Source organism: Streptomyces sp. NPDC005281 (genome assembly GCF_040607495.1).
In the GTDB taxonomy this organism is placed as follows: domain Bacteria; phylum Actinomycetota; class Actinomycetes; order Streptomycetales; family Streptomycetaceae; genus Streptomyces.
In genome coordinates this window covers 45,900-68,480 of record NZ_JBEXGX010000030.1, presented here as the reverse complement: position 1 = coordinate 68,480, position 22,581 = coordinate 45,900, and the positions used below count along the sequence as shown (strand labels likewise).

At 70.8% G+C, this 22,581-nt stretch carries 18 protein-coding genes and 1 pseudogene; 3 read left to right on the top strand and 16 right to left on the bottom strand.

What is annotated here, in order from left to right; genetic code table 11:
* Positions 1-94: 94 nt before the first annotated feature.
* Positions 95-1,012, bottom strand: coding sequence for a LysR family transcriptional regulator (locus ABZV42_RS33000; protein ID WP_355986146.1), 918 nt, complete (start codon positions 1,010-1,012; stop codon positions 95-97).
* A gap of 93 nt (positions 1,013-1,105) precedes the next feature.
* Here ABZV42_RS33000 and ABZV42_RS32995 point away from each other — a divergent pair, with 93 nt between their 5' ends.
* Both ABZV42_RS32995 and ABZV42_RS32990 read left to right on the top strand, forming a co-directional pair.
* Positions 1,106-1,735 (top strand): carboxymuconolactone decarboxylase family protein, encoded by a 630-nt coding sequence (locus tag ABZV42_RS32995; RefSeq protein WP_356055095.1) that lies wholly within the window; start codon positions 1,106-1,108, stop codon positions 1,733-1,735.
* Between the two features lie 73 nt (positions 1,736-1,808).
* The gene (locus ABZV42_RS32990; protein WP_355986151.1) at positions 1,809-2,240 is read left to right on the top strand and encodes a tautomerase family protein; all 432 of its coding nucleotides are present in this window, start codon (positions 1,809-1,811) and stop codon (positions 2,238-2,240) included.
* Positions 2,241-2,371: 131 nt separating this feature from the next.
* Here the strand turns inward: ABZV42_RS32990 and ABZV42_RS32985 are convergent, their stop codons facing one another.
* The 11 genes from ABZV42_RS32985 to ABZV42_RS32935 form a co-directional block, all read right to left on the bottom strand.
* The gene (locus ABZV42_RS32985) at positions 2,372-2,584 is read right to left on the bottom strand and encodes a DUF4287 domain-containing protein (RefSeq protein WP_356055093.1); all 213 of its coding nucleotides are present in this window, start codon (positions 2,582-2,584) and stop codon (positions 2,372-2,374) included.
* 93 nt (positions 2,585-2,677) lie between these two features.
* Positions 2,678-3,889, bottom strand: a complete 1,212-nt coding sequence (locus ABZV42_RS32980) for an alcohol dehydrogenase catalytic domain-containing protein (RefSeq protein ID WP_356055091.1) — start codon at positions 3,887-3,889, stop codon at positions 2,678-2,680.
* 310 nt (positions 3,890-4,199) lie between these two features.
* Complete coding sequence (locus tag ABZV42_RS32975) at positions 4,200-4,964, bottom strand: TauD/TfdA family dioxygenase (RefSeq protein WP_356055089.1); 765 nt, start codon at positions 4,962-4,964, stop codon at positions 4,200-4,202.
* A gap of 63 nt (positions 4,965-5,027) precedes the next feature.
* On the bottom strand, positions 5,028-6,161 hold the full coding sequence (locus tag ABZV42_RS32970) for an acyl-CoA dehydrogenase family protein (RefSeq protein ID WP_356055087.1): 1,134 nt from the start codon (positions 6,159-6,161) through the stop codon (positions 5,028-5,030).
* Positions 6,162-6,168: 7 nt separating this feature from the next.
* A complete protein-coding gene (locus ABZV42_RS32965) occupies positions 6,169-6,417 on the bottom strand; it encodes an acyl carrier protein (protein WP_355986164.1) in 249 nt (82 codons plus the stop codon).
* Positions 6,414-10,355: an amino acid adenylation domain-containing protein gene (locus ABZV42_RS32960; RefSeq protein WP_356055085.1), complete on the bottom strand. Its 3,942-nt coding sequence runs from the start codon at positions 10,353-10,355 to the stop codon at positions 6,414-6,416. The genes ABZV42_RS32965 and ABZV42_RS32960 overlap by 4 nt, the downstream gene beginning before the upstream one ends.
* On the bottom strand, positions 10,348-13,446 hold the full coding sequence (locus tag ABZV42_RS32955) for an AMP-binding protein (RefSeq protein ID WP_356055083.1): 3,099 nt from the start codon (positions 13,444-13,446) through the stop codon (positions 10,348-10,350). Before ABZV42_RS32955 ends, ABZV42_RS32960 begins: the two co-directional genes overlap by 8 nt.
* Positions 13,443-14,909: a class I adenylate-forming enzyme family protein gene (locus ABZV42_RS32950; protein WP_356055081.1), complete on the bottom strand. Its 1,467-nt coding sequence runs from the start codon at positions 14,907-14,909 to the stop codon at positions 13,443-13,445. The genes ABZV42_RS32955 and ABZV42_RS32950 overlap by 4 nt, the downstream gene beginning before the upstream one ends.
* Positions 14,906-15,688, bottom strand: a complete 783-nt coding sequence (locus ABZV42_RS32945; protein WP_356055079.1) for an enoyl-CoA hydratase/isomerase family protein — start codon at positions 15,686-15,688, stop codon at positions 14,906-14,908. Before ABZV42_RS32945 ends, ABZV42_RS32950 begins: the two co-directional genes overlap by 4 nt.
* Positions 15,689-15,703: 15 nt before the next feature.
* Positions 15,704-17,068: an asparagine synthase C-terminal domain-containing protein gene (locus tag ABZV42_RS32940; RefSeq protein ID WP_356055077.1), complete on the bottom strand. Its 1,365-nt coding sequence runs from the start codon at positions 17,066-17,068 to the stop codon at positions 15,704-15,706.
* 14 nt (positions 17,069-17,082) lie between these two features.
* Positions 17,083-17,865: a TauD/TfdA family dioxygenase gene (locus tag ABZV42_RS32935; protein ID WP_356055140.1), complete on the bottom strand. Its 783-nt coding sequence runs from the start codon at positions 17,863-17,865 to the stop codon at positions 17,083-17,085.
* A 603-nt stretch (positions 17,866-18,468) separates the two neighbouring features.
* Here ABZV42_RS32935 and ABZV42_RS32930 point away from each other — a divergent pair.
* A pseudogene (locus tag ABZV42_RS32930) lies at positions 18,469-18,679 on the top strand (IS110 family transposase); the annotation flags it as partial.
* 236 nt (positions 18,680-18,915) lie between these two features.
* Here ABZV42_RS32930 and ABZV42_RS32925 read toward each other — a convergent pair.
* The 4 genes from ABZV42_RS32925 to ABZV42_RS32910 form a co-directional block, all read right to left on the bottom strand.
* Positions 18,916-19,800: an alpha/beta hydrolase gene (locus ABZV42_RS32925; RefSeq protein ID WP_355986180.1), complete on the bottom strand. Its 885-nt coding sequence runs from the start codon at positions 19,798-19,800 to the stop codon at positions 18,916-18,918.
* 103 nt (positions 19,801-19,903) lie between these two features.
* On the bottom strand, positions 19,904-20,362 hold the full coding sequence (locus ABZV42_RS32920) for a cupin domain-containing protein (RefSeq protein ID WP_356055075.1): 459 nt from the start codon (positions 20,360-20,362) through the stop codon (positions 19,904-19,906).
* A complete protein-coding gene (locus tag ABZV42_RS32915) occupies positions 20,359-21,384 on the bottom strand; it encodes an alpha/beta hydrolase (protein WP_355986184.1) in 1,026 nt (341 codons plus the stop codon). The genes ABZV42_RS32920 and ABZV42_RS32915 overlap by 4 nt, the downstream gene beginning before the upstream one ends.
* 361 nt (positions 21,385-21,745) lie before the next feature.
* On the bottom strand, positions 21,746-22,543 hold the full coding sequence (locus ABZV42_RS32910; protein ID WP_356055073.1) for an alpha/beta fold hydrolase: 798 nt from the start codon (positions 22,541-22,543) through the stop codon (positions 21,746-21,748).
* Positions 22,544-22,581 lie beyond the last annotated feature (38 nt).

Genomic DNA, 22,581 nt, shown 5'->3' with positions numbered 1-22,581 from the left:
CGCCGACGCTGGTGCCGGCGTGCCTCGCGCCGGGCAACGGCGGAAGCCGAGGTGGCCCGCCTGGCGGCGGCCTCAGCAGCAGCGGTCGGCCCTGTCAGCCGACGGCCGCTCGGTCGGCGGCTTGCCGGCGCAGGGCGTGTGCCAGTGCCTGCGCGGGTGCCGTGAGGGGACCCGGCACGCGCACCAGACTGACGCGTCGTACCTCTTCCGCGACCCCTTCGACGGGCACGAAGCGTACGCCTGGCGGGACGACGGGCAGCAGCGTCGGCGTGGCCGTGGTGATGCCGGCGCCGGCCGCGACCAGGTGGAGCTTGGTCAGCCAGTCGCGGGCGACGTGACGAACCGTGGGCCGCCCGGGCAGACCGGGCCAGACGCCGAGCAGGGGCTCGTTCGCGGTGCCGGGACTGGCGATCCACGGCTCGCGCGCGATCTCCTCGACGCTGACGCTGCCCCGTTCGGCGAATGGGCTGCCTTCCGGCACCGCCACGGCCAAGTGCACTTCCAGCAGCGGCTCGACACTCAGGGGCGGATCGTCCGTGTCGGGGGAGCGGTGCGGTGGCCTGGAGGAGAGGAGCGCGAGATCCAGGGTGCCGGCGCGCAGCGCGCGTACCAGCGAGGGAGTGGTCCCCTCACGCGTCGTCACCTGTAGGCGCGGGTGCTCATGGCGCAGCGTCGCCAGGGCCTGGGGCACGATCACCGCTCCGGCGGTGGGGAAGAAGCCGAGCCGGACGCGGCCCCTCTCGACCTCCTCCGCTCCGCGCAACTCCCGGTCGGCAGCCTCCAGGGCGTCCAGGGCGACGACGGCGTTCCGCAGTAGCGCACGGCCTGATCCGGTCAGCCGGACACCGCCGGCATGGCGGTCGAAGAGCCGGACGCCGGTCGCCTGTTCCAACGCGGCCATCTGCCGGGAGACGGCCGACTGCGTGTACCCGAGCGCGTCTGCCGCGGCCGTGAACGTCCCCCGCTCCGCAACCTCGCGCAGCACCCGCAGCCCGACCAGCGTCATCTCCATCACGTCTCCACGAGGTATCCATGAGTAATCGGCATATCCATTGTGCCGAACATTCGCTGGCGGAATGCCCTCCGCGTTCCTAGCGTGGAGGGCATGAACGAGCGCCCCACCAAAGGAAGTTCAGGACTGGGCGGCCGGTTGCCCCTGCTTCCTCCTGACGCCCTCGATGAAGCACAATGCGCGCTGCGCGACGGCCTGCGGGCCACGCGGGTACGCGGCGCGGAAGAGGCGGGCTACACGGTCGCCCTGCCCGACGGGCGGTTCATCGGCCCGTTCAACGTCCTGCTGCACACTCCGCACATCGCCCGGCCTCTGCTGGAGTGGGCCCAGGCGCTGACCCGGGCGGGCATTCCGGCGGATGTACGAGAGGTGGTCATCCTCACCGTGGCCGCGCACTGGCGGGCCGAGTACGCGCTGTACGCCCACACCGCAGCCGCCGAGAAGGCCGGCCTGCCCGGCCCGGCCATCGCATCTCTGCTCCATGGTGAGGCTCCCAGCGGTCTGCGCCCCGACGCCGATCTCGCCTACCGTCTGGCCGTCGCGCTGGTCCGCGACCATCGCGTGCCGGACGGCCTCTACGCCGAGGCAGTAGCGGCGTTCGGCACGAACACTCTCATCGCCTTGGTCAACCTCGTCGGTCAGTACCTCAACACCTCGGCCCTGCTGGCCTGTTTCCAGGTACCGGCTCCGTCCCCTGAACACACCGAGGCGTCTGCCTCCTGAGTGACGACGGGCCAGGCGTCACTGGCGGTCAACACCGAAAAGAACCGGGAACGAAAAAGGAAGGCCAAAAATCATGCCTCTGATCAACATCTACCTGCGCCAGGGGACCAGCCCGGAGCACCGCCGGAATGTGTCCCTGGGCATTCACAAGGCCATGGTCGACGTGCTGAAGGTCCCCCAGGACGACCAGTTCCATGTCTTCCACGAGGTCTCGCCCGACAACTTCCATATGCAGCCGGTCGTGTTCGGCCTGCGCCGGAGCGAGCGCGCCATGTTCATCCAGATGTCGTTCAACCACCGCACCGCCGAGCAGAAGGCCGAACTGTTCCAGGGGATCGTCAACAACCTCCGGCTGTTCGCCGACGTCCCTGAAGAGGACATCTTGATGACGATCATCGAAACAGCCAACGAGAACTGGTGGGCCGCCGGCCGCGTCGTGAACCCCACCACCGGCTACGACGAGCGCATGAACGACACCGTCGCTCACACTGAGGCCAGGCGCTGAGTCGGCGTCGGCCGCCCCGCCCACGTCCTGCGCGAGCTCGAATCGGTCCGCACTGCGTGAGTGCTGGGGGGCGAGATCACCGACCGTCCGACGGGGAAGAACTGCGGCAACAGCCGCAACGAGAGCTGTTTCTATCGTCCGTTCGTCTCCGCGAGGGTGTGGGCAACGAGGGCATTGGCGTGGCCGTGTCCCAGACCGTGCTCCGCCATGAGCCAGCCGACCAGCTCCATGTGCTTGGTCAGCGGCGACCTGCGGATGAGGTCCTTCCACTCGGCTATCGGTCGGCCGTACTTCTTCTCGATCGACGGAAAGTAGCTGGCAGGGCCCTTCGCAGTTTCGGTCATAGCCGCAGTTTGTCACCCGCCACTGACACTGGAGCCTGCTCCGTGCGCCCTCCACGCAACGTCACCGATCAAGGGATCTGATAGACCGTGCGGTCACATGGTGAGCACCATGCGGAAGCGGGCGTCTCCGCTGAACATCCGCTCGTACGCCTCGGCCGCCTCGCTCAGCGGCCGGGTCTCGATCATCGCCCGGACTCCTTGGTCCGTGGCGAATCGGAGGTTGTTCTCGTTCTGGACGGCGCTTCCGGTGAGGGACCCCATGATCCGGACGTCGCCGAATACGAGCTGTATCGGCGTGACCTTGACCGGTTGGTCGGACGCTCCCACGACCACGAGTCGTCCACCGCTGGCAAGACCGTTGAGGAGGGGTGAGATGTCGCCCGCGGCGGCCGTTGCGATGACGACCTGTGCCCCGCCGAGCTTGTTGAGTTCCTCGCCGGGATCGGTCTCACTCGAATCGATGTAATGCTGCGCGCCGAGCTGGCTGGCCAGCTTCTCCTTTGCGGCGCCGCGTGCAATTGCGACGACCTGAAGGCCCATCTTGGCCGCGTATTGGATACCCAGGTGCCCAAGGCCTCCGATGCCCTGGATACCCACGAGGTCGCCGGCCTTGGTGTCTGCCTTGAGGAGCGCGTTGAACGTCGTGAACCCCGCGCACAGGAGCGGCGCGGCCTCAGCGGACGGCAGTTCGTCCGGAATCGCGACCAGACCGGTCGCCCTCGCGTAGACGACTTCCGCGTAACCACCGTCGACACCCGCGCCGGTCTGCGGCTGGTTGGTGCATGCGACGAAATTCCCCATCCGGCACGACTGGCACACACCACAGTGCCCCCCAAGGAACCCGACCCCGACGCGTTGCCCGATCGACCAGCCCTCCACCCCGGGCCCCAGCGCGTCGATGACCCCCACGATTTCGTGCCCTGGAACCGGAGAGCCCTGCGCGGGGTCGTGCGGCTGCACGGTGAAGCTGTCGCTGTGACAGACCCCGCACGCCTCCACCCGGATGCGCACCTGTCCCGCAGTGGGCTCGGCCAGTTCCCGTTCGGCCGACCGCAGTGAACCGTCAGGGATGACCTCGATGACCTTGTAGGTTGTCATTGCAGCCGCCCTATTCCTGGTTGAGAGAATCGGTGTCCCCCCGAGCGCAGCGCGCCTCTTGCCCGGTACGCATGCCGCATAATTGCCGGGCCCAGCGGGGCGAGCGCGCTGCTGCCTCTTCAGGGAGGCGCGGCATCGTCGGCGCAACACGTAACGCGAGAGGCGCGGCATCGTCGACGCAACACGTAACTCGTCGTCCTTCATCATTCAGGATGCGCCTCCCTCCGGCGCTGTGCAGGCCGACGGCCGCCTGCCACCACGGCTCAGCTCTCGCAAGGCAAAAGCGGGAACTCATCGTGATGAGTCATGCGCATTCAGTGCGAGCGGGGTCGACAGTCGATCTCCTGAGCCGCTGCAACATCGTCTTCACACGCTTCCGACTGTGGTCGGGGTCAACTCGAGCGGGCCGTGTTTCGGCGGGTGGAGTTTCACCCCGACTGAAATCCTCACCGGGGTGACAGGTGCCGGCTGACCTTTGCCTTCGTCCGACACAATGCGCCGGGCGAGGCCTGGTAGGTCAGCTGACCGAGATGCGGCGCAGTTTGCGTGGGCATTCGGGGGCATAGGCGGTGCGTGCGTGCAGGACGCGCCGGTTGTCCATGACCAGGACCTGGCCGGGCCGCCACCGGTGCGCGTACGTCACCTCGGGCCGGTTCAGCGACCGGTCGAGCGCGGCGAAGAGCTCGAGGCTCTGCGTCCTGGTGTAACCGACCACCGCCGCGCCGTAGTTGCGCTCGGGGTCCTCGGGATAGTCGAGTCCGACCCAGAGTGCGTCGCCGCCGGTGACCGGGTCCTGCTGCACCGGCGGCACGACCGGGTTGCCGTCGGGTCGTTCCACGTAGAAGCCCGAGACCCTGGACCAGTACTCGATCCGGATGCCGCGCAGCGTGTCCACCAGGGCGGCGGGAGCCGTCGCGAAGAACGCGCGGCTGCCGGCGATCAGCGTCTGGCCGCCCTCGTCCGGCGCTTCGAGGCACTCCAGGCCGATGTAGCTGACCCTGTTGGCGTTCAGGAGGGCGTCCGTGTGCATCGGTATGGCGCCGGTGCGGAACTGCGAGTTGTCGGTTCCGGGCCGCTGCTTCTGGATGAGTTGCGTTCCAAAACCGTAGGACGCCGCCTCGCCGAGCGGGGCCATGATGTCCTCCAGGGACATCGGATCCGGGCCTTCGGGTTCCAGGACGACGAAGCCGTGGCGCTCCAGTTTCTCCAGGTACGTTGTGGACGCGCTGCGGCCGCAGCGGGCGTCGGCGGCCGAGTCTCGCATGTCAGTGGTGACATCCATGGGTTCTGTCTCTTCTGCTGACTAGTGATTGGTGACTGCACATCAGATGTGTTGCGGCAAGCCCTAGTTGGTGTACGTCAGTTCCGTTCGGGTGTACTGGGCGGCCGCCGGGCCGAACTGGAGCGTCGCGTGCGAGCCCGCGGTGTGGATGTCGCGCCACAGTCGTTGCAGAGCGGAGCCCGTGCTGTGCCCGCTGGTACCGGAAGCCCCCATGAGTCGGTCCACCGCGCGGAGCAGCAGTTCGGCCGCGAAGGCGCAGTCCCGCTGGTTGCGCGCAACGTCCGCGCGGGTGACGGCCGAAGCGGTGTCGATGACGTGGGCGATGCGGTCCAGGAGCAGTTCGGCCGCGTCGATCTCGCTGGAACTGCGTGCGAAGACGTCGGCGTAGTGTGCGAGCACCGGGTCGTACGCACCGGGGCGCCCTTGCAGTCTCGCCCCGGTCAGCTCCTTCCAGTACCGCAGTGCGCCGCGTGCGGCACCGAGCATCGGCAGAGCGAACAGGAACGTGTTCACGGCCGGCAGGGGTACCGCGCGGCCGTCGGGGCCTGCTGGTGGCGTCTCCAGCTCGGTGAGGGCGCTGGCGGGGAACGCCATCGTGTCCGGGACGAAGACCTGCTCCACCGCCACCGTGTGGCTGCCGGTCGCCTGCATCCCGACGGCGTCCCAGGTGCGGTCGACGCGGGCGTCGGTGGCGGGCACGAGGAAGATCCGCTGTTCGGGCCCGTCCGTAGCGCGCACAGTGGCCGACAGGAGAATCCAGTCGGCCCGCTCCGAGGAGGACACCGCCGGCCAGGATCCCGAGAGCGACCAGCCGCCCTCCACCGCGGCCGCGACACCCCTGGGCATCACGCCGCCCGCGATGAGCGTGTCCTGGCCGCCCGCCCAGAGCTTCCGCTGGCCCGCGGGCGGAAGGTGGTTCGCGGTGCGGGTCATCAGTGCGGCCACGACCGCGCACCAGGCGGTCGCCGGGCACCGGGCGCCGATGACGACCGCAGCCTGCTTCAGTTCCGCGAATGTTCCGCCGGAACCGCCGAGCGATATCGGTACGAAGTGACGCGCGGCCCCGGCGGCGACGAGCGCGTCGACGACATCCGGGTCCGGCGTGCGGGCGGCCTCGGCCTTCTCGGCCCGCTGCCCCGCCAACTCGGCGATGCTGTGGGCCTGTTGCACGAGCGGTGAGGTTCCGGTCGTTCTCATGGCCGCTTCACCTCCCGGCCGGGCACTGCGAGATGACCTCAGCGGCCAGGCGTGCGACGCTCACCGGCTCGGTGAAGAGCCGGGCGACGGGGAAGTCGACGTCGAACTCGTCCTCCAGGCGTGACAACAGCCGGATCATGTTCACCGAGTTGAGGCCCGCCCCGATGAGGTCCGCGTCGTACTCGTCGGGGCCGATGTCGTATCCCTGAACCCGTAGTTGGCCGGCGATCGTGCTGAGCACCGTTGATTCGTTCACCGCAACCCGTCCTCGATCTCGTCCTGTACGTGCCGTAGGTTCCGCTCCTGGAACACGTCGAAATGCCCGCCGGTCAGCGCCAGGGTGCGCAGCTTCGGGGCCCATTCCCGCCAGGCGTCCGGGTTCGGTTCGGCCGGCTGTTCGCCCGCCCGGAACTGGACGACCGGAACCGGTACGGGACTCGGCTGCCAGTCGCGCAGCAGCAGAATGTTCTGGCGGTACACCTCGAATCTGCGGTGCAGTGCAGGCTCGGTACGGACAGCCTCCGCCGAGATCACCACTCCGCCCGCCCGCCGGATGTCATCGACGAACTCGGTCACCATCACCACCTCCCGGCCCTCGCAGTGGCGGGCCTCCGTCGACACGGGAGTGTCGAGGAGGACGACCCTGGTGAGGGGGTACGGTGCGGTCCGCGCGGCCTCCGCGGCGAGCGCGCCGCCGAACGACCAGCCGACCAGGGCGCACGGCACGTCGGGGTCGTCGATCCGTGTCTTCAGGTGGTTCAGGCAGAGGTCCGCCTGGGCGGCCAGGGTGTGGGGCGTGCCGCCGGCCACGTCGAAGGGCCGATCGAAGCCCAGGACATGGACGTCGAGGTCGGCCGGCAGGCCGCGGATCAGGCCGGCGTAGCAGGCGACGCCCCCGCCGACGGGCGGAAAGAAGATCACTCTGCCGCGCGGACGCGCCACCGGGCGTGGGGCGAAGCTCCACACCGCCTCGCTCGCCGACCCGCGTCCGGCGCTGCACAGCTGCGCCAGGCCGGTCACCGTCGGGTCGGACAGGAAGCGTCCGAACGGGATGTCGTAGCCGTATCTGCCGCGCAGCATCGACAGCAGTCGGATCGCGTCGAGAGAGCTGCCGCCGGAGTCGAAGAATCCCTCAGCTCCGTCGGGGGTCCTACCCAGCAGTTCGGTCCAGCAGGCTGTGACCTCCTGGGCGTGCGGTCCCCGGTCGGGCGGCGTCGCGGCTGCTGTCGGCGCCGGGGGCGGCGTCGCCGCGGTGCGCAGCCGGCGGTGGTCGACCTTCCCGTTGGCGGTCAGGGGGATCTCATCGAGGTCGACCAGCGCGTAGGGGACCATGTACGCGGGCAGTTGGTCGCGCAGCGCGGCGATGCCGCGTTCGGGCCAGTCGGCCGGGGCATCGGCGGACAGGGTGACGCAGGCGAGGACACCGCCGCCGTCCTGCGGGACGCATGCGGCGCTGCGGCGCACATGGGGCAGGGCGTCGAGCAGTGCCTCGATCTCACCCAGTTCGACCCGGTAGCCGTTCACCTTGACCTGGGTGTCGATGCGGCCGAGTATCTCGACGACCCCGTCCGGGCCGCGGCGGCCGCGGTCGCCGGTTCGGTAGATCCAGCCGTGTTCCGGGTCGTCGGCGAACGCCTGTGCGGTTCGTCGCGGGTCGTTGAGGTATCCGTCGGCGACACCGTGGCCCGCGATGTGGATCTCGCCGATGTGCCAGTCGGGGCACTCGTCGCGTTGGGCGTTCAGTACCAGGATGTCCTGGCCGGCCAGCGGCCTTCCATACGGGATCGAACGGCCGGTGCGGTCGGCCGGGGTGATCCGGTGGTGGATCGACCAGATCGAGCCCTCGGTCGCACCACCCAGACTGATCACCTCCGCCCCGGCCGACAGCCGCTCCAGGGCGGTGGGCAGGTGCAGCGGGATCCAGTCTCCGCTGAGCAGGTAGGAGCGGATCGAGGGAAGAGCGCCGCCCTCCTCGGCGAGCAGGGCGGCCAGTGCCGGAGCCGAGTTCCAGATCGTCACCGAGTGTTCCGTGACGATCCTCGTCCAGGCCGACGGAGTACGCGCGCAGTCCTCGGGCGGGATCACCACCGCGGCGCCGACGAGCAGCGGACCGAAGATGTCGTACACGGAGAGGTCGAAGCCGATCGAGGACACCGACAGCACGCTGTCGGACGGCCCGAGTCGCAGCAGGTCGTTGACCGCGTCGATGGTGTTGAGCACCGCGTCGTGGCGGATGACCACACCCTTGGGTTCGCCCGTCGATCCGGACGTGAAGATGACGTAGGCCACGTCGGGTGCCTCGCGCGCCGGCAGTCGCCCTCGCCCGGGGGCCGTCGTCGGTACGGCGATCGTCCGTACGTCGCGTCGACGCCAGGCGTCGACGGTGTTCCGCTCGTCCGTGACCACGGCGAAGCGGAGCCCGGACTGACGGGTGATCCGGTCGAGCCGTCCATGGGGCAGGCCCCCGTCGAGCGGGATGTACACGCAGCCGGCGAGCAGCGCGCCGAGGATGGCGACGACCTGGCCCCGGCCTCGCGGGAGATGGATCGCGACGTGGTCGCCGACCTGCGCGCCCGCGCCCACCAGCCGCTGCGCGACCTCGGCGGCGGCGTCGGCCAGAGCCGTGTAGGTCAGGGTCCCCTCGCCGTCCCGGACCGCCAAAGCGTCGGGCGTCCGTTCGACGGTTGCCAGGACCCGCTGCTGGAGCGTCGCACCCTTGGGCCGCGCGGGGCCGGCGGCGTCGGTGGCGGTGAGTGTGCGCCTGTCTGGGCTGCTCCGGTCCGAGGCGTCGGTGGCGGTGAGCGTGCGTCTGTCAGGGCGGGTTCGGTCCGAGGCGTCGGTGGCGGTCAGTGTGCGCACGTCTCGGTTGCTCCGGTCCGCGCTGTCGGCGGCGGGGAGGGTACGCCTGCCCGGGCTGGTCCAGTCGGTGCCGTCGGCCGCCAGCCGGTCGACCGCGTGGGCGTACTGCTCGACGAAGTCGTCCAGGAAGCCGTCGTCGAACGCGTCGGTGCGCCCGTCGAATCCCAGGCGGATGGTGCCGTCGCCGTCCACGATGACCTGGTGGTCCAACAGGACCTGCGGCACGCGCAGTTGGACGGTTTCCCAGTCCCGCCGCAGACCGTGCGCCGCCTCGCGGGGTGTGTCGGTCTCGGTCGCGGTGAACGCGAAAGGGTGCAGCAGACGGCGCCGGTCGGCTGTCGGGTCGGCCAGGCGGGCGATCTCGGGGCCGCTGAGCGAGGAGTGCAGCGACAGTTCCAGGACGCTGCCCTGGACTTCCCGCGCGAGCGAGACGAAGTCGCGGCCCTCGGGGGCCGGCATCCCTACCGGCAGCGGGATGCCGCGGTTGCCGAGCTGCCGGGTGCCGGTGCGCGGGTCCTGCGGGGAGAGGACAAGGGTGAGGGTGTGCGGGCGGCCGCCGCCCAGGGCGCCGAGGAGGGTCCCGTACACGGTGAGGAAGACCATCGGCAGGGTCAGGCCGTGCCGGTTGGCCTGCCGGGTGATCGCCTGTGCCGTGCGCGAGTCGAGGTGCAGCATCCGGTGTGTCACGGCCCGGCCCGCGTGCCGCCAGTCGGGCCGCAGCGGTGCCTCCGCGGTCTCCGGCAGGGTCGGCGCCACCTCGCGCCAGTACCGTTCGTCGCGCTCCCGCCGCCGTCCGGCCGTCGGGGCCGGCTCGGGGTCGGTTGTGACGCCGTCGGTGTCGTGGGCGAGCCCTTCCAGGAACCGGGCGAGCGAGGCGGCGTCCATGAGCCAGAGGGCGTAGACGAGGTGGATGCGCGCCCGTCGCGGCGAGCGCACCACGGTGACCCGCAGCTGGGGCCACGCCTCGAAGGTGAGGGAGTCCGAGCGGAACTCCTCGCGCACACCGCTGTCGAGGGCGTCGAAGCTGGACTGGGTGGCCTCCAGCACGGTGACCGGGACGATCGCCTCCCCGGGGGCCGGCGTCGGTGTCAGGTCGTCCCCGACGCCGGTGCGAAGGACCGGGTTGTCCCGTACCAGGCGGTCCAGGCGCTGTTGGACGGAGTCCACCGCGGACACCGGCAGCTCGCAGGCGACGTAGTACCGGGCGGGGCCGCGCAGTTCGAGCCCGTCCTGGTCGCCGACCAGATAGGCGCGCTGGAGCGGTCCGAGCACGAGGTCCGGTGGGTGCGGGGCGCGAGGGGCCCGCACGGTGGTCGTGCCGAGCTGGTCAGTCATGGGTCGCCTCCCGGCCCGTGCGGATCGTCCGCAGCAGCGCGCGGTGCACACCGCCGATCACGTCGGTGCCGGAGATTCCCTTGCGGTAGTAGTACGTCATGACCATCTCCGGCCCGGACATCTGAAGCTCCCCCTGGAGTTGGTAGCGCAGCGCGCGGCCCAGGGACCTCGGGCTCCACGCGCCGAGGTCGCGGGCTCGCAGGTTCCGCGGCATCGGCCGCTGGTTGAACAGGACAGTGGAGAGCGGAAAGTGGTCGGTGGCGGCCAGCCCCAGGTCGGCGATCCGCTGGTCGAACTCCCAGTCGCCGTACGTCGTGCCGTCGGCCAGCCGGCGTGCCATGGCGGCGACGTTGTCCCGCAGCAACGGTGCTCCCGGTCCGCGGACGATCAGGCTGGTGGTGAAGTTGCCGACGACACCGCCGTCGCTCTCGCCGCGGTTCTGACTCATCACGACGACGGGTGGACGGTCCAGCCCGAAGGTGGCGGCGACGGCCCGCTCGAAGGCGGCCAGGACGACGGTGAACGCGGAGACGCCCGACTCCTGGGCGAGCGCGTGGACCTGGCGCGTGCACACGGTGCCCAGGGGCAGCGAGACCAGTTCGCCGTGCGGGCCCTCCGGCCCGTCCGCTTCGGGCAGTTCGACCTGGGTGACACCGTCCAGCAGGTCCCGCCAGTAGGCGGCCGCCGCGCCCGGTTCCCGCTTTCTCTGCGTCGCGCGGCAGAACGCCCGGTAGCCGGTGTGATCCGGGTCCGCGACGGGGCCCGGGGTCCGGCCGGACAGCACGGCTCGCAGTTCGCCCGCCAGCGTGTCCAGGCCCAGGCCGTCCACGAACAGGTGGTGTGCCACCAGGAGGATCGAGCTTCCGGTGCGCCCCTGGACGAGCACGGCCCGGAGCGGGGGTGCCGTCTCGGGGTCGATCAGTTCGGACACCAGCGCGGTACGCGTGATTTGTACGGTGTCGCGGAACGCCTCGGAATCCGGTTCGGCGTCGGTGTCCACCACCCGGACCGGGCAGACGAGTTGGGCCGGCTCGGTCCAGGTCTGTTCGCGCCAGTCGGCGGTGAGCGCCATCCCCAGCACGTCATGTCGTGCGAGCAGTGACCGGAGCGCCTCGGTGAGCGCCGTCTCGGACAAGCGCCGCGAGAGGGGGATCTCGCGGGAGATGTTGCACCAGTCGGCGTTGCCGTCCGACATGCAGATCCACAGGTACGCCAGCTGACGGGACGAGAGCGGACAGCGGTCCGGCGGCGTAGCACGGTCCGGCGTCGGCGTCGGCGTCGGCGACGCGGCCGGGCGGGGGGTCTCGGCTACCTCGGTTGTCCCGGCGAGGGACGGGCGGCGCCTGCGATCGATCTCGCGGGCCAGGGACGGAACATCGCGCAGGGCGAAGGCCTCGGCGACGGTCAGCCGCACCCCGTGGACGCGGTGGACGCGCGCCATCGCCGCGAGCATCTCCAGCGATGAGACGCCGGCGTCGACCAGGCCGCAGGTGTCGTCGTCGACGTCCAGCAGGGCGCGCAGATGCCGCTCGACGTCCTGCCCGGTGGAGCCAGGGGTGGAATCGGTGGAGGGCGGGACGGGGAGCGGGTCAAGGGACGCGAGCAGGGCCCGGCGGTCGGCCTTTCCGCTGCGCAGCATCGGCAGGTCCACCCGCAGGTGCAGGGCGAACCGCGGCAGCCCCCGCTGGCGTCCCAGGCCGTGGATCGTGCTCCGCAAGGTTTCCTCGTCGGGACTCTCGCCTCGCGTGGTGGCGAGGAAGAGCTGCGGACCGCCGTGTTCGACGACCACGCAGCGGCGGACTCCGGGCAGCGCCTCGATGTCGTCGATCAGGGGCTGGAAGGAGACGCGCCGGCCGCCGAACTTGATGTCGTTGCCGCTCCGGCCGACGATCACCAGGGCGCCGTCGTCCGCCCGGTGGCCGAGATCGCCGGTGGGCAGGGGGACAGGAAACGCGGTCGTCCGGTGGTGGTCGCCGGCTGGGGCGTCCAGGATGCCCAGTGCCGGGGCCCGCGAGGTGATGAGCACCTCTCCGACTCCGGTGTCGTCCAGGTCGCGCAGGGCTGTTTCGACGCCGACGCGGGGCACTCCCACGGGGATGGACCGCGCGTCATCGTGGTCGTGGCGCTGGACGTCACGCCGGTACAGCTGCGCGAGCGTCGCCTCGGTCTGGCCGTACAGGTTGACGATCTCGGCGTCGGGTGCGAGGGCGGTCCACTGCTCGACCACCCTTCGGCCGAGGACCTCTCCGGCGAAGAAGATCAGCCGCAGCCCCGGCAGTCCTGCCGCCGTCAGGCGTGGTTCCTCGGCCAGCCGGGTCGCGATGGACGGGACGAGGAACACGGTCGTCGGGGCACTGTCGGCCAGGTGGGCGGCCAGTGCCGGCAGGTCGAGCTGAGCGTCGACGGGCGGCAGCGACAGCACACCCCCCGCGCCGAGCACACCGAGCACCTCCCGCAGCGAGGGGTCGAAGTTGACGCGGGTGAGGGCGGCGCACCGGTCCGCGGGGGAGAGCTTGAACTCGTCGTGGAACCAGTCCAGGAAGAGGTCCAGCCCGCGCCGGCTGCCGACGACGGCCTTCGGCTCCCCGGTCGAACCGGACGTGGGGATCACATAGCCGGCGTCCGGGTCCTCGAACCTCCGCGCCCGCCACGCGGCGTGCGGCACGGATTCGAGAAGGATCGCGCCCGTACCCGAGTCGACAACGAACTCGGTCACGGCTCGGGTCACCCCGCGGTACTGGTCGGCGGGGGTGGCATCGTGACTGATCACCGCGGCTGGGCAGGTGCGCCGTTCGAGCCAGGCGTACTGCTCCGCGGTCAGTCCGCGGTCAACCGGCACGGGCACCGCGCCGGCCCGCCACACGCCCAGCAGCCCCACCACGTACGCGGGCGACAGCGGACCCATGACCAGGACACTCGCGCGTGCCACGCCGGCCGCGCCGGTGACGGCGAGCCGTTCGGCCAGGGCGGTGACCGCGGTCTCCAGCTGCGCGTACGTCATCGACCGGCCGCACCACTCCACGGCGATCCGCGACGATCGCTCCGGCCCGGTGAACGGGCGGCTGAGGCCGATGCTTGTTCGGGAAGTCATACGGTGAGTGCTTCCTCGTTCCGGACGAAGCGCTTGACCGCCTCGTAGTCGGTCTTCCCTACCGGGGTCCGCGGCAGCGCGGTGGCGAACCGGTAGGTCTGGGGAAGCTGGTGGGGGAGCAGGTGCGAGGCGACCTGTCGGCGGACCGACTGCGGATCGCATCCGGGCCCGGTCATGACCAGCGCGGCGACCTGCTCGCCGCCCTCCCCGTCGGGCACCCCGACGACCGCGCAGTCGATGACGCCGTCGCACCCGCGCAGCGCCGTCTCGACTTCCGTCGGCGCGACCTTGTTGCCCGTGACGTTGATGAACGTGGACATCCGACCGCGGACGAACCAGCCCTCGGGGCGGGCGACGACGAGATCGTGGGTGCGCAGCCAGCCGTCCATGAACATCGCCGCCTGCGCCGCCGGGTCCCGGTAGTACCCGCGGGCCAACGCCGTTCCACGCACCCACAGTTCGCGGACCTGTTCGTTGCCGTCGCACGCGTCGGCCGGCGTCAGCCGCCACTCGATCCCTGGGAGCGGCAGACCGATCGTGCCCGCTCCCGCGTTGGCGGCGTCGAAGGTGATGATGCCGATCTCGCCCAGCCCGTAGCCCTGGCGCAGCGGCAGGCCGAACCGCTCGCCGAAGCGCGCCTGGGTGCCGGCGGCGATGGGGGCGCTCCCGGTGAGGGCGAACCGCAGGGACTTGAGCAGCGAGGGCTCGACCCGGTCGGCCGCCACGAGCATCTGATACATCACCGGAAGACCGCTGACGAAGGTCACCGCCTGCTCGGCGACGGCGCGTGCCAGACCGCGGCCGGTCAGGTGCGCGCCGCGGGTGAAGACGAGCTTGGCCCCGCTCAGCAGGGCGGGCAGTGCCAGCACGTCGATTCCGTGGCCGTGCCAGAGCGGCAGCGCGCACAGCACCACGTCCGCGGGGCCCAGGCCGGCGCTGCCTGCCCAGGAGTCGACCCGCTGCCCGACGGCCGCCTGGCTCATCACGATGCCCTTCGGCTCACCGGTCGAGCCCGAGGTGCAGTGCACGACGAAGTCCGTGGGCAGGTACGCGTGGGACGACGCCTGCGCAGCGGGGGCGAGCCGTTTGCGGACACTCTCGCGGCCTCGTGGGGTCGGCACTCCTACGAGGGAGCCGGTGCCGTCGGGGCCGTCGCGCAGCACCAGGTCCAGGTCGAACTTGACCGCGAGGCGGGCCAGTTCGCGGGGTGTGGCCCTGCTGTCGAGGAGCACGATCACCCAGCGCAGTTCGGCGGCGGCGAAGTAGGCGGCGACGAAGGTGACGGGATCGTCCAGGGCCAGGCCGACGACGGAGCCGGGCGGGCTGGTCCGGAACTGCCGGGCGATGGCGTCGGTGGTCTCGACGAGCCGGCCGTAGGAGACCGCGGTGCCGTCGTACGACACCACGGCCGTCGCGTCGGACAGCCGCCCGGCGACTTCGCGCAGTCTCTGACACAACGTCATGACAGGGCGCCCACTGGGGCCTTGGCGTTCTTGCCGAGGATGTTACTGAAGTGGTTGTGCATCGCCTTGGCCGCGAACGACTGGCGGTGCACGGCCTTCGAGTCCTGGCGGGTCTGCTCAAGACTCGCCCGCAGCCGGCCGGTGAGCACGTGCTTGGTGGCCGAGAACGCGATGTGGGGGTAGCGCGCCATCCGCGCCGCCCGCTGCATCGCCCGGTCGAGGAGGAACTCCGGCTCACAGGACTCGTCGACCATGCCCCAGCGCAGGGCGGTGTCGGGACCGATCGGGCGGCAGGACATGAGGGCGTGGCGGGCGATGTCGTAGCTGCTGATGGTGGAGAGGATGGCGGCGCCCATGGAGGCCCCGATGCCGTGCTCGAGCTCCGGCATGGCCAGGTTCGCCCGGGTGGACATGATCTTCCAGTCGAACATCATGGCCAGCTGGAAGCCCAGGCCGATGGCGTGGCGGTCGATCGCCGCGATCGTGGGTTTGCCGGTGTCCAGCACCGTCAGGTAAAGCTCGGTGATCCAGTCGATGAGGTCGTCGACCGACTCGTCCGTCGCCAGCAGCATGACCTCGTTGAAGTCCCCGCCCGCGCTGAAGCTCCGGTCGACTCCGCCGTGGACGACGATCGCGCTCACCCGGTCGTCGCCGTCGGCTTCGCGCAGGGCGGTCGTGAAGGCCTTGGCCATCTCCTTGCCGAACGGGTTCGTCGGCTTCTGGTGGTTCAGAGTCAGGATCCGGGATCCCTCGACGTCCTCGATGTCGATCAGTGCCACGACTTTCCCCTGTTCTCAGTGGTACTCACGGATGTAGGCGGACACCGCCGCCTCCAGACACTTGTCCGAGTCGATCGGCTCGTGCGGTGACTCGACCAGCGCACCGGCCTGTTCGGTGGCGATCAGTTCGTAGAAGCGCTCCACGTCGACGCTGTCCACGCCGATCAGACGGGCGACGGCGCCGTCGAGATTGAGCTGCACGCCGCTTCCGTGGTGCATGGCCTGCTTCGGCCGCCAGGCGATATGGGGCGGCAGGAGCGCTTCGGCCGCGGCCCGGATGTGCCCCTTCTCCCGGTCCCGGTGGCGCATGACCTCGGGGGCCGTGTCCAGGGCGGCCTGGATGACGGGCGTGTTCCAGAACATGTGGCGCAGGGCGTAGCCGTGGGCCGCGGCGCCCGCACCGGTCCACTCGCCGCCCGCGGCCCCGTCGTTCAGGCACTGGGCGACGGCGCGCCGGAGGTCGGGGACGCTGCCCGCTTCGACGCGGAGCCCGGAGTTGATGTAGTCGGCGCCGATGCCGGTCAGGATGGTGCCGGCGGGTATCGCGCGCTGCCGGTAGACCGCGACGAGGTTGACTCCTCCGGCGACCATCTCCCGGTTCGGGACACCGAGCATCCGGACGGTTTCCGGGATCGACCCGAGGATGTCCTGCTCGCTGAGCTCGATGTGGCGGACCCTCATGTCCAGGTGGGTGCCGAGCTCGTCGGCCGTCGCGTACTCGTCACCCCAGGGGGTGCCCAGGGTGGCGAGGTGGTCGAGGATGCCGGCCTGCTTCGCCAGCGCGGCGACGAGCCCGGAGTCGACCCCACCGGAGACGACCGCGGTCAGGGGCCGCGGTGTGCCGCAGGCGACGATCTCCCGCCGCAGCACCTCGATCTGCCGCGCACCCGCTTCGACGGCGGACTCGCGGGCCCTGGGAGAGGCCTTCCAGGTGTTCGACACGGACTCGGTGACGTCCGTCGAGCCGCCGTCCGCCGCGCGGGAGAAGACGACGGTACGGCCGCCGCCGATCGTGCGGATCGAGGCGCGGACGGCACGGATCCGCGCCACACGATCGGGGTGCGCGCCGGAGTGGTGGAGTGCTCGGGCGGTGAGCTCGGCGAGGTCGGTCCCGATCAGGACGCGGCCCGTGCCCGGCTGCTGCCAGTAGCGCACGAGGGTGAGGTTCTGCCGGCTCGTGCGGACCGTGACGCGGCCCCCGGCGCACTCGATCGTGTTGCAGTCGTCGACGCCTCCGGAGGGCAGCGGCAGAGCGCGGCCGAACTCCTCCACCAGGAGCCGCTCCAGGCCGCCCGTTTCCCCACTGTCGTCGAGACGCTGTGCCGCCAGGCCGTCGCCCTGGGGGCGTACGTCCAGCAGGAGCGTGGGATAGCTGTTCATCGGTCTCTCCCCTCTCACGCCACCGACAGGCGGACGAGCTTGCGCGGCTGGCCGGGGAAGGCGGCCCGGCCGTGGACGACCTGGCGGTTGTCCTGGACGATCACCTGCCCGGGCTGCCACGTGTGGGCGTAGAGCACGCTGGGCCGGTGCAGCACCGCCTTGATCCGGTCGAACAGTTCGGTGCTCTCTTCGGCCGTGCGGTCCACGACCGTGGTGTCATGGGTGCGCATCGGGTCGTCGGGGTCGGTGAGGCCGATGACCAGCCGCGTCCTGCCGGTGACGGGGTCGTCCTGGACGGGGGCCACCCTGGGGTGTTCGCCGTCGGGGCGGTTGCGGTAGTAGCCGGGGATCCGGTTGCGGTACTCGATGGTGATCCCGCGCAGGACCTCGATCAGATCGGCCGGCGCGTGTGCGAAGAACGCGGCGTTGCTCGCGATCAGTGTCTCGCCGCCGGCCCGGGGCGCGGCCACGCACCGCATGCCGATGTACCTGACCGCCGGTCCGGCGTTGAAGAGGCCGTCGGTGTGCAACGGCATTCCGTGGGTGGAGAACTGCAGGTTGTCGGAGCCTTCTTGCGGCTGGAGAGCGAGCTTGGTGCCGAAGCCGTACTCGACCGGCTCGCCCAGCTCCGACATGATGCCGTCCAGGTCGGGATCATCGGGTCCGCCGGGTTCCAGGACGACGAATCCGTGCTCGTCCAGCTTCTCGCGGAAGCCGTGGTGCTGTCCGGCGGGACAGACCGCGCGCCTGGCGATGTCCTGCATGTCGAGGTTCTTCAGGTCGAGCGACTTGATCATTTCCACCCCAAAACGATCTGATGCGACGCACGCGCCGCCGCACCGACTCGGTTGACGTCTCTGGTGCTGGAACACCGGTCCGACCGTGCGGCCGGGCGGGATCAACAGCGTCTGCAAGTCCCATCGGATCTCGGGCACCGTTCGGTTCACGAATGCATCGCAACGCCTCAGGAGGTGAGCAGCCGGCTTCCCCGGTGACCGCAGGACGGCCCCAGGGCGGGTAAGGGGTCCTTTTCAGCTGGCCCCGATCGCGAACGTACACGCAGACAACGGCACCGAAGCCGGGGGTAGAGGGGCCCTGGACAGGTACTCCAGCGGACCTCCAGCCCCGCCCGTCGATCAAGCAACGGCGAGGCGCTCAGACGGAGTTCGATGCAGGGACCGCCTGCGGGCCAGGGTCGGCATGGCCGGTCGAAGTGGTCGGCATCCTCGCGGTGGAGAAGGGTGCGGGTGTCGTTGGTGGCTCGTCGGCGGGCGTTGCGCTGCCTGGGGTGGGAACGGGCTTGTCCGGTACGGAGGCTGTCCGGACGGCGATGTGCAGGGGAGTGCCTCGCGGCAGTCAGGTCGCCCCACCGGGGCGGGACCGACCCCCTCGTTCTCTGAGGGAACAAGCAGCTCAAACGGGCCTTCTTCCCCTCCGAGTTCGCTGCCTTGATCGACTCGGCATCCCGGGCCCACTACGACAAGTAGGTCACGCAGGGTAAACACCACACCCAGGTGCCTGCTCTGCCTCGCCAGACGCCGGGCCGACGTCCTCTTCGCGATGCTCCGCGACGGCACTTTCTACCAACCCCAACCCGCCGGGTCAGGCTGAATTGCCGTAGGCCGAGGCGGACCTGATGGTCAGTCTCTACCTGCACCAGGAGAGCCACCGGCTCGGCCCGCTGGGGACCTCGATCGACGCGCAGTCCGCAGCCACCCGGGACCGGCGGCCGACTCGGCGCAGTACGCCGAGCCGGGCGCTCCAGGATCACACCGCTCATCGCCGAGGCCGCGCCGCGGGTGGGCGGCGGTACGGCTCGGTGACGAGCGGTGTGAAGACAGGTCGCGTCACGATGTGGCGTCGGCCGCCCGGACGATCAGATCGGCGGTCCGGGCCGGGTGGGAGACCATGACGACGTGTGAGGCGTCCTTGACTTCCATGGTGTTGGCGCCGGCCCGCCGGGCCATGAACCGCTCGGCGGCGGATGGGATGGCCTGGTCGGAGCCTGCGACGAGGTACCAGGAGGGAATGGTCTTCCAGGCCGGTACGCCGCTGGGCGCGGTCAGGGCGGCAAGGGCCACCGGGCGCTGGGCGGCCGCCATCGCGGCGGACGTGCCGGCCGGTACGTCGGCGGCGAACACCGTGTGGAAGGCGGCCGGGTCGACCGTCGCCTCGGCGCCGGTGCCACCGTCGGCCTGCGGGAAGGGGCGCACGGTGAGGTGGGCGCCGAGTTGGCTGCCGGGGAAGCGACCGGTCAGTTCGAGGCCCGACTCGCCCTGGTCAGGGGCGAAAGCGGCGATGTAGACGAGGGCCTTGACGTTGGGGTGGCCCACGGCGGCGTTGGTGATGACCTCGCCGCCGTAGGAATGGCCGACCAGGACGACCGGCCCGGTGATGCCGTCCAGGACGGAGGAGATGTAGGAGGCGTCACCGGCGAGGTCGCGCAACGGGTTGGCGGCGGCGACGACGGTGTAGCCCTGGCGCTGGAGCCGGCGGGTGACGCCGCTCCAGCTGGACGCGTCGGCGAAGGCGCCGTGCACCAGCACCACGGTCGGCTTCGGTCCCTGCTGCGCGCGGTGCGACGTGGTCGCGCCCGCCGGGGCGGTGTGCGCGGTGGCGGTCGAGGCGGCGGCCGGGACGAGCAGGACGACCGCCGCCAGCAGCGTCGGTGTGGCCCACCGGGGGCGGCTGGTGCGGGCGCCGTCGTCCGGTGTACGGAGGGAATGCCGCATGGAAGTTCCTTTGTGGAGAGGCGAGTTGAACGGGAGGGAGTGCGGTCGAGCGGTCCTCGGGCCGCATGCTGCCGGGCGGCCGGTCCGCTGTCGGGCGGGCAACTCAGGCGCTGGGTGGCGGTCCGGCGACGCGGACGTGGAACGCCTCGGCGGAGGCGAGGATCGCGCCGATGTCGAACGCGGCCGGTGCCTCGTCCGTACGGGAGACGGGGGTGCCGTTGGCGACGAACCAGTCCTCGACGCAGGCCGGGGAGAACACGGCGGCCATCCGCGCGGTGCGGCTGCGGACGAGGTAGCTGTGGGCGACGCCGCGCGGTCCGTGAGCGGCCTCGCCGGGCTTGAGGTCGAACTTCTGGTCGCCGACGAAGAAGGTCACCTTGCCCTCCAGGACGATCCAGATCTCGTCCTCGTCGTCGTGGATGTGCAGCGGGGGCGCGTGGTCGGCGGCGTCGGTGAACTCCATGACGCTGACGGAGCCGCCGGTCGCGCGACTGGGCACCAGAACGCGGGCCTGGCCGCCGAGGAACCAGAACGGTTCGGCGGCGCGGGGCGGTTGGGTCATGATCGGCCCTTCAGGAAGGTGAGCAGCAGGGAGGTGGTCTCGGCGGGGTGTTCCTCGTAGATCCAGTGGCCGGAGTCGTGGATCACCGCTCCGGTGACGTCGGTGGCGTACTGCTTCACCTGGTCGGGGACGAAGCTGCCGAGGCTGCCGTCCGCTCCGATCGCCAGTACCGGCATGGTGAGCTTCGTCTTCTTGGCGACCGCGTCGTCGGCGATGTCCTGGGGCAGGGTCCGGAACCAGGCGAGGGTCGCGGCCAGGTGCCCGGGCTTCGCGAGGTGGCCGGCGAAGACGGCGACTTCGTCCGGGCTCACCGACCCCTTGTGCACTTCGAGGGCATCGATGAACTTGTCCGTCCACACCCCCTCACGACCCCTGATCAGCGCTTCGGGCATGCCGTTGGGCAGGGCGAAGAACCCGAAGTGCCAGGCGCCCGAGCCGCCCGCGGTGAGCGAGGGGAAGGTGTAGAGGCTCGGGTCGGGGATCGGGGCCTCGCTGAGCACCAGCTTCACCACGTCGGCGGGGTGCGCGGCGGCGTAGGAGTAGGCGACCATCGAGCCGATGTCGTGCCCGACGATCCGTACGTCCCGGTCCTTGCCGAGCCGGACGAGCAGTGCGTGGACCACGGCGGCCATGCTCTTCTTGTCGTAGCCGGTCGTGGGCGCGTCGCTGCGGCCTGCGCCGGGCAGGTCGGGGGCGATGACGGTGTAGTGCTCGGCGAGCGCCGGCATGATGTGGCGCCACTCGTACCAGGTCTGCGGATAGCCGTGCAGCAGGACCAGGGTCGGGCCGTGGCCGCCGATGACGTAGTCGATTCCCACGCCTCCGGCTCTTACCTTGTGCTCGGAGAACCCAGTGGGTATCTGTTCGTGAACAGCCGCGGAGCGGGCGGCGGCCGCGGCGGGTCGAGCGGGCGCCGCATTCGCTCGTTGCTGGGTGAGGTCGGTGGTGGTGAGGCCGAGCAGGACGGCCACGGCGAGCAGCGCGGCGCTCTTCGGCGTGGCGAGTCGGCGGAGGTGTCGCACGGTGGGACTCCAGAAAGGGTGAGGAAGGCGGTCGCGGTTCACGTCCGGACGGCGGACTGCCCGGAGGGAACCCTTGTCCGGGCGGCGGACCGCGTGGAGGTGGGACCCTCGTCCGGGCTGCGGGCTGCCTGGAGGGGGACCCTCGTCCGGGCTGCGGACCGACACGTGCCCGCACGAGGACACGTACTGGGACGAGCACACGTGCCCGGACCAAGCGGCGATGGGCCGGACGGTCGGCAGGCGGAAGGGCGGGTCGCAGGTCGGCGGCCGAAACCCCCGGCGGCATGACCGGGACCCGCGACGGGAACGGGGACCGTCCCCGTCGCGGGTCCCGTCCCCGAGAGGCGGTTCGGGCGGCTGCTCAGAGGGACTGGTGGTGCAGCCAGGCCAGCGCGGCGTCGGCCACCTCCCGCCAGCCGTTGTCGATGGTCAGCGAGTGGCCCCGGTCGGCGAACTCGGTCAGCTCGGTGACGGCGTCGGAGTGGCGGTACTGCTTGAGTGTGGCCCGGGTGACCGCCTCCGGGACGGTGTGGTCCTTGCCGCCGGCCATCAGCAGCAGCGGGCCGCGCCCGGAGTTGGCGGTGTCGACCGCGGCCGGCGAGTGCGGGTCGAAGTTGGCCGCGGCGGCCTCGAAGAGGGGCTTGCCGGGAGCCGGGATGGCCCAGCGCTCGAACAGCTGGTTCGACTCCTCGGCGGGGATGGCGTTGCCGAACGCGAACCGGAACTGCTCGGCGGTCAAAGAGACCGCGCGGTGCTTGTTGGCGGGATTGCGGAAGACCGGCAGGGTGGACCGGAGGGCCGAGAGCGGCAGGGGCAGCACCCCCTTGATCTGGGCCGCGTCGATGGCGACGGCGGCGACGGCCAGGTTCTGGCCGAGCAGCTTCTGCGCGATCATTCCGCCGAAGGAGTGCCCGACCAGGATCGGCGGCGCGTCCAGGGTGCGGATGACGGCGGCGTAGTGCGCGACGACCTCGTCGATCCCGTGGTCCGCGATGGACTCGGGGTTGGCGCGGGCCTCCTCGACGGTGTCCGGGTCACCGGGCCAGCCCGGGGCGCTCGGCGCGTAGCCCGCTTCGGTGAAGAGGTCGATCCACGGTTTCCAGGAAGCGGCGTGCAGCCACAGGCCGTGGATGAAGAGGACGGGAGTGGGTGACGTCATGGCGGGCGCTCCTTCACGGGACCGGCCGATCCGGCCTG

Excerpts from the sequence above, each read along its gene's own strand:
- ABZV42_RS32995 (WP_356055095.1), top strand. The coding sequence starts at position 1,106 with ATGAACGAGCGCCCCACCAAAGGAAGTTCAGGACTGGGCGGCCGGTTG.
- ABZV42_RS32990 (WP_355986151.1), top strand. The coding sequence starts at position 1,809 with ATGCCTCTGATCAACATCTACCTGCGCCAGGGGACCAGCCCGGAGCAC.
- ABZV42_RS33000 (WP_355986146.1), bottom strand. The coding sequence starts at position 1,012 with ATGGAGATGACGCTGGTCGGGCTGCGGGTGCTGCGCGAGGTTGCGGAG.
- ABZV42_RS32975 (WP_356055089.1), bottom strand. The coding sequence starts at position 4,964 with ATGGATGTCACCACTGACATGCGAGACTCGGCCGCCGACGCCCGCTGC.
- ABZV42_RS32910 (WP_356055073.1), bottom strand. The coding sequence starts at position 22,543 with ATGACGTCACCCACTCCCGTCCTCTTCATCCACGGCCTGTGGCTGCAC.
- ABZV42_RS32960 (WP_356055085.1), bottom strand. The coding sequence starts at position 10,355 with ATGACTGACCAGCTCGGCACGACCACCGTGCGGGCCCCTCGCGCCCCG.
- ABZV42_RS32970 (WP_356055087.1), bottom strand. The coding sequence starts at position 6,161 with ATGAGAACGACCGGAACCTCACCGCTCGTGCAACAGGCCCACAGCATC.
- ABZV42_RS32955 (WP_356055083.1), bottom strand. The coding sequence starts at position 13,446 with ATGACTTCCCGAACAAGCATCGGCCTCAGCCGCCCGTTCACCGGGCCG.
- ABZV42_RS32920 (WP_356055075.1), bottom strand. The coding sequence starts at position 20,362 with ATGACCCAACCGCCCCGCGCCGCCGAACCGTTCTGGTTCCTCGGCGGC.
- ABZV42_RS32925 (WP_355986180.1), bottom strand. The coding sequence starts at position 19,800 with ATGCGGCATTCCCTCCGTACACCGGACGACGGCGCCCGCACCAGCCGC.
- ABZV42_RS32980 (WP_356055091.1), bottom strand. The coding sequence starts at position 3,889 with ATGATGAAGGACGACGAGTTACGTGTTGCGTCGACGATGCCGCGCCTC.
- ABZV42_RS32950 (WP_356055081.1), bottom strand. The coding sequence starts at position 14,909 with ATGACGTTGTGTCAGAGACTGCGCGAAGTCGCCGGGCGGCTGTCCGAC.
- ABZV42_RS32935 (WP_356055140.1), bottom strand. The coding sequence starts at position 17,865 with ATGATCAAGTCGCTCGACCTGAAGAACCTCGACATGCAGGACATCGCC.
- ABZV42_RS32985 (WP_356055093.1), bottom strand. The coding sequence starts at position 2,584 with ATGACCGAAACTGCGAAGGGCCCTGCCAGCTACTTTCCGTCGATCGAG.
- ABZV42_RS32940 (WP_356055077.1), bottom strand. The coding sequence starts at position 17,068 with ATGAACAGCTATCCCACGCTCCTGCTGGACGTACGCCCCCAGGGCGAC.